The organism is Martelella lutilitoris, assembly GCF_005924265.1.
Classification (GTDB): Bacteria; Pseudomonadota; Alphaproteobacteria; order Rhizobiales; family Rhizobiaceae; genus Martelella; species Martelella lutilitoris.
Genome location: NZ_VCLB01000007.1, coordinates 232,857 through 248,307, shown reverse-complemented (window position 1 = coordinate 248,307; position 15,451 = coordinate 232,857). Strand labels below are relative to the sequence as shown.

The 15,451-nt window shown below is 61.7% G+C and carries 14 protein-coding genes; 4 read left to right on the top strand and 10 right to left on the bottom strand.

The genetic code is table 11. The features are described from left to right. Positions 1-11 precede the first annotated feature (11 nt). From FF124_RS14065 to FF124_RS14045, 5 genes are all read right to left on the bottom strand, one after another. Entirely contained in the window at positions 12-626 is a 615-nt protein-coding gene (locus FF124_RS14065) for a glutathione S-transferase family protein (protein ID WP_138749121.1), read from the bottom strand. 180 nt (positions 627-806) lie between these two features. Beyond that, positions 807-1,244, bottom strand: coding sequence for a DUF779 domain-containing protein (locus tag FF124_RS14060; protein WP_246072435.1), 438 nt, complete (start codon positions 1,242-1,244; stop codon positions 807-809). Between the two features lie 89 nt (positions 1,245-1,333). Continuing rightward, complete coding sequence (gene adh, locus FF124_RS14055; RefSeq protein WP_210237476.1) at positions 1,334-2,845, bottom strand: aldehyde dehydrogenase; 1,512 nt, start codon at positions 2,843-2,845, stop codon at positions 1,334-1,336. A gap of 208 nt (positions 2,846-3,053) precedes the next feature. Continuing rightward, positions 3,054-4,073: a GAF domain-containing protein gene (locus tag FF124_RS14050; RefSeq protein ID WP_138749119.1), complete on the bottom strand. Its 1,020-nt coding sequence runs from the start codon at positions 4,071-4,073 to the stop codon at positions 3,054-3,056. A gap of 205 nt (positions 4,074-4,278) precedes the next feature. After that, a complete protein-coding gene (locus FF124_RS14045) occupies positions 4,279-5,493 on the bottom strand; it encodes an NADP-dependent isocitrate dehydrogenase (protein WP_138749118.1) in 1,215 nt (404 codons plus the stop codon). Positions 5,494-5,774: 281 nt separating this feature from the next. Here FF124_RS14045 and FF124_RS14040 point away from each other — a divergent pair, with 281 nt between their 5' ends. The 3 genes from FF124_RS14040 (at position 5,775) to FF124_RS14030 (ending at position 8,876) form a co-directional block, all read left to right on the top strand. Then, a complete protein-coding gene (locus FF124_RS14040; RefSeq protein ID WP_138749117.1) occupies positions 5,775-6,905 on the top strand; it encodes a carbohydrate kinase in 1,131 nt (376 codons plus the stop codon). Then, positions 6,898-7,821: a pseudouridine-5'-phosphate glycosidase gene (locus FF124_RS14035; protein WP_425462534.1), complete on the top strand. Its 924-nt coding sequence runs from the start codon at positions 6,898-6,900 to the stop codon at positions 7,819-7,821. The genes FF124_RS14040 and FF124_RS14035 overlap by 8 nt, the downstream gene beginning before the upstream one ends. A gap of 62 nt (positions 7,822-7,883) precedes the next feature. Continuing rightward, on the top strand, positions 7,884-8,876 hold the full coding sequence (locus FF124_RS14030; protein ID WP_138749115.1) for an MDR family oxidoreductase: 993 nt from the start codon (positions 7,884-7,886) through the stop codon (positions 8,874-8,876). A 6-nt stretch (positions 8,877-8,882) separates the two neighbouring features. Here the strand turns inward: FF124_RS14030 and FF124_RS14025 are convergent, their stop codons facing one another. From FF124_RS14025 to pstS, 5 genes are all read right to left on the bottom strand, one after another. Further along, positions 8,883-9,560 (bottom strand): hypothetical protein, encoded by a 678-nt coding sequence (locus FF124_RS14025; protein WP_138749114.1) that lies wholly within the window; start codon positions 9,558-9,560, stop codon positions 8,883-8,885. A gap of 208 nt (positions 9,561-9,768) precedes the next feature. Beyond that, on the bottom strand, positions 9,769-10,599 hold the full coding sequence (pstB, locus tag FF124_RS14020; protein ID WP_138749113.1) for a phosphate ABC transporter ATP-binding protein PstB: 831 nt from the start codon (positions 10,597-10,599) through the stop codon (positions 9,769-9,771). A gap of 20 nt (positions 10,600-10,619) precedes the next feature. Then, the gene (gene pstA, locus FF124_RS14015; protein ID WP_138749112.1) at positions 10,620-11,516 is read right to left on the bottom strand and encodes a phosphate ABC transporter permease PstA; all 897 of its coding nucleotides are present in this window, start codon (positions 11,514-11,516) and stop codon (positions 10,620-10,622) included. Positions 11,517-11,537: 21 nt separating this feature from the next. Continuing rightward, on the bottom strand, positions 11,538-12,509 hold the full coding sequence (pstC, locus tag FF124_RS14010) for a phosphate ABC transporter permease subunit PstC (RefSeq protein ID WP_138749111.1): 972 nt from the start codon (positions 12,507-12,509) through the stop codon (positions 11,538-11,540). 138 nt (positions 12,510-12,647) lie between these two features. Continuing rightward, entirely contained in the window at positions 12,648-13,685 is a 1,038-nt protein-coding gene (pstS, locus tag FF124_RS14005; RefSeq protein ID WP_138749110.1) for a phosphate ABC transporter substrate-binding protein PstS, read from the bottom strand. Between the two features lie 387 nt (positions 13,686-14,072). Between pstS and FF124_RS20810 the strand changes: the two genes are divergently transcribed. Further along, positions 14,073-15,413 carry a threonine/serine exporter family protein gene (locus FF124_RS20810; protein ID WP_246072433.1) on the top strand — a complete coding sequence of 447 codons (1,341 nt, stop codon included), beginning with the start codon at positions 14,073-14,075 and terminating at the stop codon, positions 15,411-15,413. Positions 15,414-15,451 lie beyond the last annotated feature (38 nt).

Sequence of the window (15,451 nt, the reverse complement as noted above, 5' to 3'; positions counted from 1 at the left end):
GCCCCGATGCTCTATGCGGCGGCTGCCGCCTCGTCATCAAGCCTGGTGGCGCGGATGAAAGCCGGACGGGCGGCGAGGCGTTCGGCATAGGCGGCGAAGGATTCGCGCTTGTCGAAGGTGCCGAACTGCATGCCCCAGTTGATCTGCGCGCCGACATAGACATCGGCGGCGGTGAACCTGTGGCCGGCGATGTAGGGATGCTCCGACAGCCAGGCGTCGAGCGTGTCCATCACATGATCGAAATTGCCGTAGCCGGCGACGCGCTCTTTCTCGGGCGGCACAATAAAGCCCAGTGATCTGTTGGTGACCGAAGCTTCAAGGGGGCCGGCGCCGAAAAACATCCACCGATAATAATCGCCCCGCTCGGACGGCTCGGGTGCGAGCCCGGCGTCGGGAAAGGCATCGGCGAGATAGGCGCAGATCGCGGCGCATTCTGTCACCGCTTTGCCGTCATGGATGATCGCCGGCACCTTTCCCATCGGGTTGATCGCCAGATAGGCCGGTTCTTTCATCGTGCCGTTATAGGTCAAGATGCGGGTTTCGTAGTCTGCCCCGACTTCCTCCAGCATCCAGCGTGCGATCCGACCGCGCGAAAGCGGGTTGGTATACAAGGTGATTCTGCTCATGCGCGCCTCCTTTTGTTCTTTTTATGTTCTCGCTCATCCCCGGCAGAAAGGCAAGGCATAAATGTCGTTCCGGAGAACGCCCAGATGCGGGACATGGCGCGCGCTGCGCGTTCTGCTGACCGGAGTTGAGGGTAAGAACAGAGCAAGGAAGCGGCCGCCGGGAGGGCCTGCCGGTTATTCTCAGGCGTCGCTCCGGCTGCCGTCTTTTTCTCCCAGCGCCGCCTGTTCCTCATCGCTCAGAACGCGCGACCGGGTCAGGAACCGTTTTTCGCGGCCATTGTCGAGGCTGAACATGCCGCCGCGACCGGGAACGACGTCGAGGATGAGCTGGGTATGTTTCCAGGCGGAAAATTGCGGCCCGGAAATCCAGACTTCCGCGCCTTCCACCTCGCCGAGCAAGACGTCGCCGCTGCCGAGATGGAATTCGGCTTTCGGATAACACATTGGCGATGAACCGTCGCAGCAGCCGCCGGACTGGTGGAACATGATTTCGCCGTACTCGGACTGGATTTCGCGGATCAGCGCGCGCGCCGCAAGCGTGGCGGTGACGCGGCAATTCGGTTCCGCGCCCGCAGGCAGGGTCTGGTCCGTGACACAGTTGATGGCTGGCGTTTCCATGATGTTTCCCATCGCAGTCTTCGGCGGACGGAGCTTGCGCTCCGCCCGCCTTCAGGGAGGAGGGGGCTTGTCACCCTCTTCTTGTGTCCTCAGAAGAAGCCGACCTTCTCGGTCGAGTAGCTGACCAGCAGGTTCTTGGTCTGCTGGTAGTGGTCGAGCATCATCTTGTGGGTTTCACGCCCGATGCCCGACTGCTTGTAGCCGCCGAAGGCCGCATGCGCGGGATAGGCGTGGTAGTTGTTGACCCAGACGCGGCCTGCCTGAATGTGGCGACCGAAGCGGTAGCACGTATTGGCATCGCGCGACCACACGCCGGCGCCAAGGCCATAGAGCGTGTCATTGGCGATTTCGAGCGCTTCCGCCTCGTCCTTGAAGGTGGTCACGGAGACGACCGGGCCGAAGATTTCCTCCTGGAACACGCGCATCTTGTTGTGCCCCTTGAGGATCGTCGGTTCGATATAATAGCCGTTCGAAAGCTCGCCGCCGAGATCGGCCGCTTTGCCGCCGAGAAGGACTTCCGCGCCTTCCTGACGTCCGATATCGAAATAGCTCAGGATCTTTTCCTTCTGCTCGCTCGATGCCTGGGCGCCGATCATGGTGTTTTCGGCGCGCGGGTCGCCCTGGATGATTGCCTTGGTGCGGGCGATGGCGCGTTCCATAAAGGCGTCGTAGATATCCTCCTGGATCAGGGCGCGGGACGGGCAGGTGCAGACCTCGCCCTGATTGAGCGCGAAGAACACGAAGCCTTCGACCGCCTTGTCGAGAAAACCGTCATCCTCGCGCATCACATCCTTGAAGAAGATGTTGGGCGACTTGCCGCCGAGCTCCAGCGTCACCGGAATGAGGTTTTCGGTGGCATACTGCATGATCAGACGGCCGGTGGTCGTCTCGCCGGTGAAGGCGATTTTGGCGATGCGCGAGCTCTGCGCCAGCGGCTTGCCGGCCTCCAGTCCGAAACCGTTGACGATATTGAGTACGCCGGGCGGCAGGATGTCGCCGATCAGCTCCGCCAGCACCAGGATCGAGGCGGGCGTCTGTTCGGCCGGCTTCAGCACCACGCAATTGCCGGCGGCAATTGCCGGCGCCAGCTTCCACGCAGCCATCAGGATCGGGAAATTCCACGGGATAATCTGGCCGACCACGCCGAGCGGTTCGTGGAAGTGATAAGCGATCGTGTCGTCGTCGATCTCGCTCATCGAGCCTTCCTGAGCGCGGAGCGCCGAGGCGAAGTAGCGGAAGTGGTCGGCGGCGAGCGGAATGTCGGCATTCATCGTCTCGCGGATCGGCTTGCCGTTGTCCCAGGTCTCGCAGGTGGCGATGAGGGCAAGGTTGGCCTCGATCGTATCGGCGATCTTCAAGAGCGCGCGGGCGCGGTCCGTCGGCGATGTCGCGGCCCATTTCGCCTTGGCGGCATGGGCGGCGTCGAGCGCCAGTTCGATATCGGCGGCGTCGGAACGGGCGATCTCGTTGATCGCAGCGCCGGTGATCGGCGTGGTGTTGGTGAAATAGCGGCCGTTCTTCGGCGCGACGAACTTGCCGCCGATGAAGTTGTCATAGCGGTCCTTGAAGGGGGATTTGAGCAGCCCTTCGGGTTTGGTCATCTCGTTCATTGCGTTTCCTCCCAGAAATCATCCTGAACACTGTCGAGGCGCCGAGTGTCAGCGCGCGATTGACTTTTGTCATCATCGTCAGGCCAGCCGCGGGCGGAGACTGTCTCGCAAATGAGACAGTTTCAAAGCCGAAAACATTGAGGGCGGAAAACGCTTGCGCTGGATCAGCGCATCGTCGATTGCGACTGCATTGCGCAGTCTAGTTCTGCTCGAACCGGGAGGGGAGGCCGAGTCGCTTCATGCGGCGGTAGAGCGTGGCGCGTCCGATGCCGAGTTCCTTTGCGGCACGGCTTGCATTGCCGTTCTGACGAGCGAGCGCCTTGAGGATGACGGCGCGTTCGGCAGAAGCGAGCCCGGTGTCCGCCGCGCCGCCCGCGAGCAAGTCGTCAGCAGGAACGGGCGAGAACGGGCCGGAAGCGGCGAGACCGAGCGCCAGACGTGCGCCGCGGGTCGCGCCGATCACCAGATCATTCTCGTCGACGGCGAGCAGCGCCACGGCGGCTCCTCCGGCGACGACCGCATCGCCCTCGTCGCTGTCGTCGATAAGGATCACGCGCTGGCCGCTATGCCCGTGGCGGAAACAGTCGGCTTCTATCTTCCGCGCGGTCTCGCGCACCAGGGCCGCGATCATCTGGTTGGCGGTTGCGGTTTGGTCGCTGCGGGCCGAGGAAATGTCGAGCGCGCCGATCAGCTGGCCATCGGCGCCGTAGATGGGGGCGTCGATGCAGCTCATGGAAATGTTGCGATCGAGAAAGTGCTCGTCGCGATGGATGATCAGCGCGCGCTCCTCGGCGAGGCAGGTCCCGATGCCATTGGTGCCGACGGCCGCCTCCGACCAGCTTCGGCCGGGCTTGAGGCCCCAGCTTTCGAAGCTCGTCTGGTCGCCGCTGCGCCAGCGCGCGTCGAGAACCACGCCATCGGCGTCGCTGAGGAACACGCCGCAGGCGGAAAGCGAGACGCATTTGTAGAGATGATCGAGCTTGGCGCGCGCCACATGCATCAGCAGATCGGAATTTTCCATCCGCTGCCTCAGCTCCGGGCCGCTGAGCGTTTCGGCCCGGCGCGGCCTTGCGCCTGCCGGGTCGAGGCCATGCTGGACCAGCGAGCGCCACCAGGAGGCGGCGACGGTCGAGCGCGCCGGACCGTTTGCGGAAAGCGCCGTCGCGGTCACGTAATCGGCATGGGCCCGGCTTGCAGCCGGCCTCGAACCATAAGCCATCGCTATCTCCTCCCGCTTCCGTCCGGCACTTTTCGCTGCCTGAACGGATCTCCTCAGCGGCTCACATCCGGTATTGTTATCCAAAACAGAAAGCGTGTGAAGGGTTTTCCGCGCGATGATGCGCACGACTTTGGTCCATCGGTCGACCACAAACAAGAAAACCCGGCACGATGGCCGGGTCTTCTGATCCTTATCCGAGGCGGTCTCAGGCAGTCATGGCCTTCTGCAGGTTCTCGTCGATCTTGTCGAGGAAGGCAGTGGTTGACAGCCAGGGCTGGTCGGGGCCGATCAAGAGCGCCAGGTCCTTGGTCATGTGACCGCTTTCGACCGTGTCGATGCAGACCTTTTCCAGCGTGTGGGCGAAGTTCGTCAGCTCTTCATTGCCGTCGAGCTTGCCGCGATGGGCAAGGCCGCGCGTCCAGGCGAAGATCGAGGCGATCGAGTTGGTCGAGGTTTCCTGGCCCTTCTGGTGCTGGCGGTAGTGACGGGTCACCGTGCCGTGGGCGGCTTCGGCCTCAACCGTCTTGCCGTCCGGCGTCATCAGAACCGAGGTCATCAGGCCGAGCGAGCCGAAGCCCTGGGCGACGATGTCGGACTGAACGTCCCCGTCATAGTTCTTGCAGGCCCAGACATAGCCGCCGGACCACTTCAGCGCGGCCGCGACCATGTCGTCGATCAGGCGGTGCTCGTACCAGATCTTCTTGGCTTCGTACTGTTCCTTGAACTCGTTCTCGTAGACTTCCTGGAACAGGTCCTTGAAGCGGCCGTCATAGGCCTTGAGAATGGTGTTCTTGGTCGACAGGTAGCAGGGAACGCCGCGCATCAGGGCGTAGTTCAGCGAGGCGCGCGCGAAGTCGCGGATCGAATCGTCAAGATTATACATCGCCATGGCAACGCCGGAGGAGGGGGCGTCGAAGACCTCGTGCTCGATCTCCTGGCCGTCCTCGCCGACGAACTTGATCGAAAGCTTGCCCTTGCCGGGGAACTTGAAGTCGGTCGCGCGATACTGGTCGCCGAAGGCGTGACGGCCGACGATGATCGGCTGGGTCCAGCCGGGAACCAGGCGCGGCACGTTCTGCATGATGATCGGCTCGCGGAAGATCACGCCGCCCAAGATGTTGCGGATCGTGCCGTTCGGTGAACGCCACATCTTCTTCAGGCCGAATTCTTCGACGCGGGCCTCATCGGGCGTGATGGTCGCGCATTTGATGCCGACGCCGTGCTTCTTGATGGCGTTGGCGGCATCAACGGTAACCTGGTCGTCGGTGGCGTCGCGATTTTCGACCGAAAGGTCGTAATATTCGATCGGCAGGTCGAGATACGGGAAAATCAGCTTTTCCTTGATGAACTGCCAGATGATGCGGGTCATTTCATCGCCGTCGAGATCGACGACCGGATTTGCCACCTTGATCTTCGTCATTATCCATCCTCGTCTAGCGGGCGCCGTCGGAAACGCCCTTTTGTTGCAAGAAGTCCCGAGGGCTATAGCACCGCGATGCCGGGGAAAAAAGGCATTCGGGCGCTAAACTTTGGTAAAAAAGACCCGATTTGCCCGGTGCGTCAAAATGACGGATGGCAGGAGCCAGGGGTGAATTGCGCCGAGGCTGAATAGCCCGTTTCGACAGAAATGGCATTGTAACAGTTGTTTTCTGAATAACTTGTGTTACAAGAAGCTATCAACAGCCTTACGGTTCATGTGTCATGCCGGAACTCAGTCCAATCGAAAGCGCGCTTCTTCGCCTCATTCGCGAAGATCCCTTTGCCGGGCAGCAGGCCATGGCCGAACGTCTCGGCATTTCGCGTCCGGCCGTGGCTGCCCATATCATGCGGCTGACCGAGCGCGGGCATATTCTGGGGCGGGGCTATGTCCTGCCGCCGGAGGGGCGTGTGGTCTGCATCGGCGGCGCGGTGATCGACCGCAAATATCTTGCCCGCACGCCGCTGATTGCCGGGACCTCGAACCCGGTCGAAGGCATGCGCAGTTTCGGCGGCGTCGCCCGCAATGTTGCGGAAAACCTGGCGCTGCTCGGCGCCACGACCGGTTTTGTGACCGCCATCGGAAATGACGAGAACGGACGCTCGCTTCTTGCGCATTTGCGAGAGCGGGGCGTCGACGTCGCCCATGTCATGACGCTTTCCGATCAGCGCACGGCCGAATATGCGGCGATCCTCGAGCCCGCCGGGGAGCTTGCCTACGGCATTGCCGACATGGCGATTTTCGATCGGCTGACGCCGGCGATGATCGAGACCGTATGGCCGGCGATTGCGTCTGCCAGTCTCGTCTTTGCCGACTGCAACCTGCCCGCCGAAACGCTCTCGATGCTGATCGCAAAGCGTCCGCAAAGCCGCTTCAGTCTGGCCATCGACGCCGTCTCGACGCCGAAGGTCATGCGTCTTCCGCAAAACCTGGAAGGGGTCGATCTTCTGTTTTTGAATCTGGACGAGGCTTCAGCATTTCTCGGAAGAACATTCGCCCATGATATCAATGGTATGCTTGACGCTGCCAATCTTCTGCACAAAGCTGGAGCCGCCGCCGTCATCCTTTCCTGCGGGGCGATCGGCGTCGTTGTCCGCTCGCCAGAGAGCACGACCCATATTCCCGTCGTCAGGGCGGATCCCGTCGACATGACCGGCGCGGGCGATGCGATGATCGCCGGCACACTCAACTTCTATACCCGGAATGACACGCTGACCGAGGCGGCGCGCAAGGGCGCGCTGATCGGCTCGCTGACCACGGAAACGGCGGCGAGCGTCCATCCGGACCTGTCCAACCATTTCGTCGAGGCCAATCTTCACCGGCTCGGCGCGACTGAAGGAGATCACCTTGTCTGAGATCGAAATCATCAAGAGCGGCGAAGTCGAAACCGCGTTGGCGGGCGGCAAGCCGGTCGTGGCGCTGGAATCCACCATCATCACCCACGGCATGCCCTATCCGGCCAATCTCGAGACCGCGCTTGCCGTCGAGGCGGTTGTGCGGGCAAACGGCGCGGTCCCGGCAACGATCGCGGTGATCGACGGCAAGCTGCATGCCGGCCTGGAAGAAGACGTCATCGAACGCCTCGCAAAGGTCGAGGATGGCATCGTCAAGGCATCGGGACGGGATCTTGCCGTGGCAATGGTCAAGGGCCAGACGGCGGGAACGACGGTCTCGGCGACGATGAAGATCGCGGCCCTTGCCGGCATTCCGATCTTCGCAACAGGCGGCGTTGGCGGCGTTCACCGCGGCGCGGAGCAGACGTTCGATATTTCCGCCGACCTCACCGAACTTGGCCGGACTGCCGTCACCGTCGTCTGCGCCGGCGTGAAGTCGATCCTCGATATTCCGAAGACGCTGGAAGTGCTGGAGACGCAGCGCGTGCCGGTCATGGCCTATCGGAGTGACGATTTCCCGGCCTTCTTCACCCGATCGAGCGGTTATGCGGCCGATCATCGCATGGACAGCGCCGAGGATATCGCCAAGGCCATGGCGCTGCATGACGCGCTTGGCACCGGAACCGGCATCCTTGTGGCCAATCCCGTTCCCGAAGCGGATGCGCTCAGCCACGATTTCATCGACGGAACCATCGAGGATGCGCTCAGGGAAGCCAGCGAAAAGGGGATTGCCCGCAAGGAACTGACTCCGTTCCTGCTTGCCCGGATCAACGAGCTTTCGGAAGGCCGCAGCCTTGCCGCCAATATCGCGCTGGTGAAGAACAATGCCGCGCTGGCAGCGCAAATCGCCGTGGCGCGGGTCGCCATCTCGGATTGACGGGACGCATTGCCATCGGCGCGGTGACGACGTTATCCTCGCTGTCAAACAGGGAGTGCATGATGACCGAAACCTTTGAAGCTCTGCTGATCCGCGACAAGGACAATCCGAAGGCAAGCCTGACGGAATTGAGCCTTTCCGACCTTCCGGATCTGCCTGTCCTTGTCAGGGTCGACTATTCGAGCCTCAATTACAAGGACGGGCTTTCGGTCACCGGCAAGGGGCGCATTGCGCGCCGCTTTCCGATGGTGCCGGGCATCGACATTGCCGGTACGGTCGTCGAATCAGCCTCCGACGCCTTCAGGCCCGGCGACAGGGTGATTGCCAATGGCAACGGCATGTCGGAAACCGAATGGGGCGCCTACAGCGCCTATCAGCGGGTCCGTCCCGAATGGCTGATGCCGCAGCCCGAGGGCCTGAGCCAGAAACAGGCGATGGCGATCGGTACGGCCGGCTATACGGCGGCGCTGTGCGTCAATCAGCTGCTCACCTGGGGTTCGCTCTCCACGGAAGAAGGGAAAGTGCTGGTCACCGGGGCGGCCGGCGGCGTCGGCTCCTATGCGGTGGCGCTTCTCGCCTCGCTCGGCTTCAGCGTCACGGCCTCCACCGGCCGACCGGAAACGCATGACTACCTGCGCCAGCTCGGCGCTTCCGATTTCATCGATCGGCGTGAACTTTCCGAAGCCGGAAAGCCGCTGCAGGCAGAACGCTGGACCGGCGCGGTGGACAGCGTCGGTTCGACGACGCTTGCCAATGTGCTGGCGCAGACGGTCTATGGCGGTGCGGTGACGGCCTGCGGGCTTGCCGGCGGTCCGGATCTTCCGGCAACGGTGATGCCGCATATCCTGCGATCCGTTGCGCTGATCGGGGTTGATTCCGTGATGGCGCCGAAGAAGCGCCGGGAGGCGGCCTGGCGATTGCTGCAGACGCAGTTGTCATCCGAGCAGATCGCGCTTGCGACGGAAGGCGAGGTCGCTCTCGAGGATCTGCCGCAGGCCGCCGAAGACATTCTTGCGGGCAAGGTGCGCGGTCGCATTGTCGTGAAGGTGAGCTGAGGTCGCTCAGGTGGTTTCCAGCGACTTTGTCTTCACCACGAGGCTGTCGTCCTCGGTGTCCTCGAGGAACCTGGCGAAATAGCGCTTGAGCTTCGGGATCTTGACCAGTTCGTCCATCGAATATTTGTGCGCGTCGCGCACCAGCGTTGACGGGTTGAAATAGGCCTCGGCATTCTCGGGCGTCAGCACGAAGGGCGGCAGGCCCTCGCGTCCGAGGATATAGCTCATGATCAGCGCGCCCGTGCGGTGGTTGCCCTCGATGAAGAGCTGCGGCCGGCTCAAGACCCGCACATAGACGCCGGCGGCGCGCTTGCGCACGGGCTTGCCCTTGGCGCGCTGGTACCAGTCGACCAGCCCGCCGATGTCGCCGGCCTCGCGATCATAGAAATGCTCTTCCGTGCGCACGATGTGATTGCTGAATTCCGACCGGGCTTCGCGCGAGGAGCCGCAGAGCACCAGGTGGTTCAATTCGAGCAGATGATGGAACTGGCCGAGCTGAAGGATGTCGGTTCCCGCCTGCAGAAGGCCGTTCACATAGGCATAGCCCTCCAGCATGTGCTCGACCACGCTGTCCGGCATGCCGTCGCGATGCATGGTCAGGACCGCATTGATGCGGTCGAACTGACGCTGGGTGTCGCGCAGCTTCTGTTCAATCCTGGCAAGGTCAAGACTGTGCTTGAACATGTCGCGTTTCAGTGCCTCAAGACCGGTGTTTCTCGCCTGCGCAGGGCCGCGAAACGATTGAATGGTATGGCCCATGGTAGGGCGGGCAGGGCATCAGATCAATGGCGGTCCCTGACGAGCCTCCGGCATTCCGTGCAATCCGAACAATCAAAAGGGCGGCTTTACAACGAAAGCCGCCCGCAAAAACAGTCCGGATAGCAGGCCGGCCTCAGCTGAACTCGCCGGAAAGATATTCCTTGGTCAGCTGCTGCTTCGGGTTCTCGAAGATCTGCTTGGTGTCGCCGACTTCGACGAGGAAGCCGGTGCGTCCGCCCTGCGACATGTCGACCGAGAAGAAAGCCGTCTTGTCGGCAACGCGGATCGCCTGCTGCATGTTGTGGGTCACGATCGCGACCGTGTAGTCCTTCTTCAGCTCGAGCATCAGTTCCTCGATCTGGCGCGTGGCGATCGGGTCGAGCGCGGAGCAGGGCTCGTCCATCAGAAGCACCGTCGGTTCGGTGGCGATGGCGCGCGCGATGCAAAGGCGCTGCTGCTGGCCGCCGGAAAGCGACAGGCCGTTCTGCTTCAGCTTGTCCTTGACCTCGTTCCAGAGCGCCGCGCGACGCAGCGCCTTTTCAACGCGGGTATTGATGTCGCCCTTGAAGCCGTTCAGACGCAAGCCGAAGGCGACGTTTTCGAAAATGCTCATCGAGAACGGGTTGGGCTGCTGGAACACCATGCCGATGTGACGGCGCACGACCACCGGATCGACATTCTTGCCGTAGACGTCCTGGCCAAGGAAATGCACATGGCCCTCGAGACGGAAGATCGGGATCAGGTCGTTCATGCGGTTCAGCGAGCGCAGCACGGTGGACTTGCCGCAGCCCGACGGGCCGATGAAGCCGGTGATCTTGCCCTTTTCGATGTTGACGGCGGCATCGCGCACGGCAAGAAAATCGCCGTAATAGATCTTGTCGATGTTCGCGCCGATCGCGACATCGCCGCCATCCCGCTTTGCGGCCGTGGCCTCAACCTTGTTCATTTCCATTTCGATAGACATGATAAACGACCTTGTTTCTCTTACACGCGGCGGGTGCCGAACGAGCGACTGAGAATGTTGAAAACGAGCACGATCAGCACCAGTACGAGGGAAGCTGTCCACGCCAGTTCAATCTGGTTTTCATAGGGCATTGCCGAGAAATTGTAGATCAATATCGACAATGATGCTGTCGGCTCCGTAAAGCTTCCGATCCAGTAATTCGAAAAGAGTGCCGTAAACAGCAGCGGGGCCGATTCACCGGACGCACCCGCGACCGCGAGCATTACGCCGGTCATAACACCTGGCAGCGCCGTCGGCAAAACAATTTTGGTCGCGACCTGCGTGGAATTGCAACCCATGCCATAGGCCGCATCCTTCATCCGCTGCGGAACCATGCGGAAAGCCTGTTCCGCTGTCAGAAGGACGGTCGGCAGCATCAAGATTGCCAGCGACAGGCCGCCGGCGACCGCCGAGTAGGTCTTCATCATGATCACCAGCCAGGCGTAGACAAAGACGCCGGCGAGGATCGAGGGGAAACCGGTCAGCACCTTGCCGACGAAACGGACAAGCGAGGCAAAGCGTCCGTCGGGGTTGATCAGCCCGGTATAGATGCCGCCGAGGACACCGATCGGGATCGAGATCAGCGAGGCAATGGCGACCATCACCAGAGTCCCGAGGATGGCGTTGCCGATGCCGCCGCCCTGCTCAAAGGGCGCCGGCGGCAGTTCGGTGAAGATTGCCAGGCTGAGGCGCACGCCGCCGCGGCTGATCAGCATCCAGAGGACCGAGATCAGCGGGATGGCGGCGATGCCGGCCAGGATCCAGAGAATAATCGTCTGGATGAAGTTCATCAGCGTCCGCCGTTCGGCGAATGAGAAGCTGAGGTTCGGATTGCCGAGGGCAACAACCTCGGGGTTCATGTCGTCTGTGGTGCTCATGATATCGATCCCCTCAAGGCCTTACGTAACCGTCTGGCGAGACGTGTAGTTCATGATGACCGTGCCGATGATGTTGACCGCCATCGTGATCATCAGCAGCACCACGGCCGCATACATCAGCGGGCCGATCTGGTTGGCGCCGGCCTCCGGGAAGGTAGAGGCGAGAAGCGATGCGAGCGTGGTTGCCGGCGAAAACAGCGACAGCGAAACCTGCTGCGAATTGCCGATCAACATGGCAAGCGCCATGGTTTCGCCGAGCGCGCGGCCGAAACCAAGCACCAGCGAGGCGAAGATGCCGCCCGATGCGGTGGGAAGGATGACCTTGCGGATCGCTTCCCACTTGGTCGTGCCCATGCCGTAGGCGGCTTCCTGGACCTTCAGCGGGATCGCCTTGAAGGCATCCTGCGAGATCGCGGCAACCGTCGGCAGGATCATGATCGACAGCACGATCATGGCCGGGAACATGCCGGGGCCGGCGAGCGATGTGGAGAAGAACGGGACGAAGCCGAGCGTGTCATGCAGCCAGCGGGCGAGCGGCCGGATGGCGGGGATCAGCACGTAGATGCCCCAGAGACCGTAGACGACCGAGGGGATGGCCGCGAGCATCTCGACGATCAGGCGGAAGATCCAGGCAAGGCGGGCGTTGAGGAAGCCCTGCGTCAGGAAAATAGCGACGGCAATGCCGAGGCCGCCGCCGAAGAGCAGTGCCAGAAGCGACGAGTAGAGCGTGCCCCAGATCTCGGCAAGGATGCCGTATTCATTGGTATTGGGGTTCCATTCGACCGTCGTCAGAAAGGAAAGGCCGTATGTCCGCATCGCCGGAGCGGCCTGCGAGCCGATCTTCCAGAAGATGTAGACCAGCAGGACGATGGTGATCAGGCCTGCGAAAAATGTCAGAAAGCGAAAGGATTTGTCGTAACCGTATTCGAAAGCGGTCGGTGGTCGCGAAACACTGCCATCGCGTGGCGTAACGGATTTCGGCTTGTCGGCCATCAAGGGGCTCCTGGTAACGGCGATCGGGACGGTTATCGCGATCTGACTGGAGAGAGCGTAAAACTTCTGCGTGTATTCATTCCAACAAAGCCGGGGCGCAACGCGTTACGCCCCGGCCGAAGTTCATTGTGACCGAAATCAGCCGCCGATTTCTTCCATCGACTTCTTGTTGATTTCGATGACGTTTTCCGGCAGCGGGATGTAACCCAGCTTGTCGGCCATCGTCTGGCCGGTGGTCAGGCCGTAGTTGATCATTTCCTTCAGCGCTGCAACCGTATCGGCGTCCTGGCCGGACTTGTAGAACAGCATCCAGGTGAAGGTGGCGATCGGGTAGGAGTCGGCGCCCTTCGGGTCAACGATGAAAGCAACGTTGTTTTCGTCGAGTTCGGCCGAAGCGAGAGCGGCGCTACCAGCTTCCGGACCGGCCTTCACGAAGTTGCCGGCCTGGTTTTCAAGCATGGCGTAAGGCGTGTTGGTCTGCTGGGCGTAGCCATACTCGATGTAGCCGATGGCGCCAGGGGTCTGCTTGACCGTGGCGGTGATGCCCTGGTTGCCCGGAGCGGCTACGAAGTTCGAAGCCTTCGGCCACGGAACGGTCTTGCCGCCGCCGACCGTGCTTTCGAATTCCGTCGAGATCGCGGAAAGGTGGTTGGTGAAGTTGAAGTTGGTGCCCGAAGAATCGGCGCGAACGACAACCGTGATGTTTTCGTCGGGGAGGTCGACGCCTTCGTTGGCGGCGGCGATGGCTTCGTCGTTCCACTTGGTGATTTCGCCGAGGAAGATCTTCGGGTAGACGTCGCGCGGCAGCTTCAGCTCGGAAACGCCGTCGAGATTGTAGGCGAGAACGATTTCGCCGGCCGTCATCGGCAGGAGAACGACGCCGCCGTCAACCTTGGCCATTTCCTCGTCGTTCATGGCAGCGTCGGAGGCTGCGAAATCGACAACGCGGTTGGTGAAGTCTTCGATACCGCCGCCGGAGCCCTTGGCCTGGTAGTTGACTTCAATACCGGTCTTCTGGCCAAAATCCTTAAACCAGGCCGAGTAGAGCGGGAAGGGGAAAGAGGCGCCGGAGCCCGTCAGCGAGGTGTCTGCGGCCTGAGCGACAGTGCCGCTTACGACCATAGCGGCGGCAACGGCAGCAACCTTAGCGCCCTTGGTAAAAATTCCGATTTTCATCAGATAGCCCTTTTGAGGTTTGGTTGAAAACGGAAGTCGTATAACAACGAAATATAGGCAAGCATAGCATGTTGTAAAAAATTCATAAACGGGGAAAAACCCGTGTTTCCTTTTAGAAAACCGTCACATAACTGTCGTAAAACTGTCATAAATGGGATCGACTTGCGCTAGTACTTGCGATTTCTGCGCAGCTCCGTCACCCTCGGCTGACCCTGTTTTCTCTTCTTTGCATTTTGGCTAGGATCAGGAGGCAGCCTGCGCGGCCGGCTTGACATAGAGCAAGGCGAATGCGTGCGCTGCGTCTAGTTTCGCCGCCGGCCAGCCGCTGAGGCGATGCCCGCCAATTGATCCCCGTTCCAAAACGCCGCGTTCGCGACAGGAGAGGCAATGACTGAAACAGGTTCACCGGCTGACGAAACCCGCGCAGGCGCACATGATGACGGGGTTTCCGAGCTTCTGTTCCGGCAAAGGACGCTGGAGAAGGTGGCGCTCGTCGCGCTGGAGGCCGGCCGCATGCTGATGGAGACGGGAGCGAAATCCGCTGTCGTGCGCGAGGGCGTCAGGAAAGTGGCGCTCGGCCTCGGCGTCAAGAACGCAGACATCCGCGTCGGCTTCGCCTCGATATCGACGACGGTCGGCGACGGCGTCTGCTCTTCGACGCACATGATCGGGGTCGGTCATCACGGCGTCAACATGCGCATCAACCACCGTGTACGCGAAATCTGCGCCGAAACGGGCAGGGGCGGGCTGACGCCGGACGCGGTGGAAGAAAGGCTGGCCGCGGCGACAAAGACCACGCCGAAGCATCACAAGCTGCTGAACGTCTTTGCCGCCGGGCTTGCCTGCGCCGCCTTCGGAAGGCTTCTCGGCGCCGATGCGCCCGCCTTTGTGACGACGCTGATCGCCAGCATGATCGGACAATATATACGGTTGGTGTTGCTCGAACGGCACTACAATGCTTTCGTCGTCACCGCCACGGTCGCCTTTGCCGCAGCCGTCCTTTCCGGCATCGGGGCCATGGCGATGGGCAGCACGATGATCGACACGTCGATGAGCGCTGCCGTGCTGATGCTGGTGCCGGGCGTGCCGTCGATGAACGCGCAGACGGATATCATGGAGGGGTTCCCGACGCTCGGCAGCGCCCGCTTCGTCACCGTCGCGATGATCCTCGTCTTTATTACTCTGGGCGTCGGAGCGGCCCATATCGTGCTCGGCGGTGGTCTGCAGGATGCCGTGAAGTCTGTCCCCAATATCGCCCACCACGCCTTTTTTGGCGCGGTCGCGGCAGCGGGCTTCGGCGTGCTGTTCAATTTCGGCTACCGCAATCTCGGCTGGGCGGCGCTGGCCGGCGCGCTGGCGCTGGCCGTCAGAACCTATTGCATGCTGCATGGCTGGCCGCTGGAAGCCGCATCTTTCGCCGCAGCCATGGCCGTCGCGCTGGTCGTGGAACTCTCCTACAACACGCCGTTTCCGGTCCGCCGCGTCGGCAATGCCATCGCCGTCGCCGGCTGCATTCCCATGGTGCCGGGAAGCGCCGCCGCCCAGTGGATCATCGGTCTCCTGGAAATCACCGTCCAGCCGCTCGAAAAGTCCGACATGATGCTGGCGGCGACCACCAGCGCCGGCTTGCAGGTGATCTTCACCGTCGGCGCGATCGGCGCGGGGCTCACCATGGTTTCCTCCACCTTCCGCAGGCCGGAGTTTCCGACGAAGGATCACGAGGATTGATCAAATGGGCAAGGCGGAAACCGCGGTGCACAGATTTG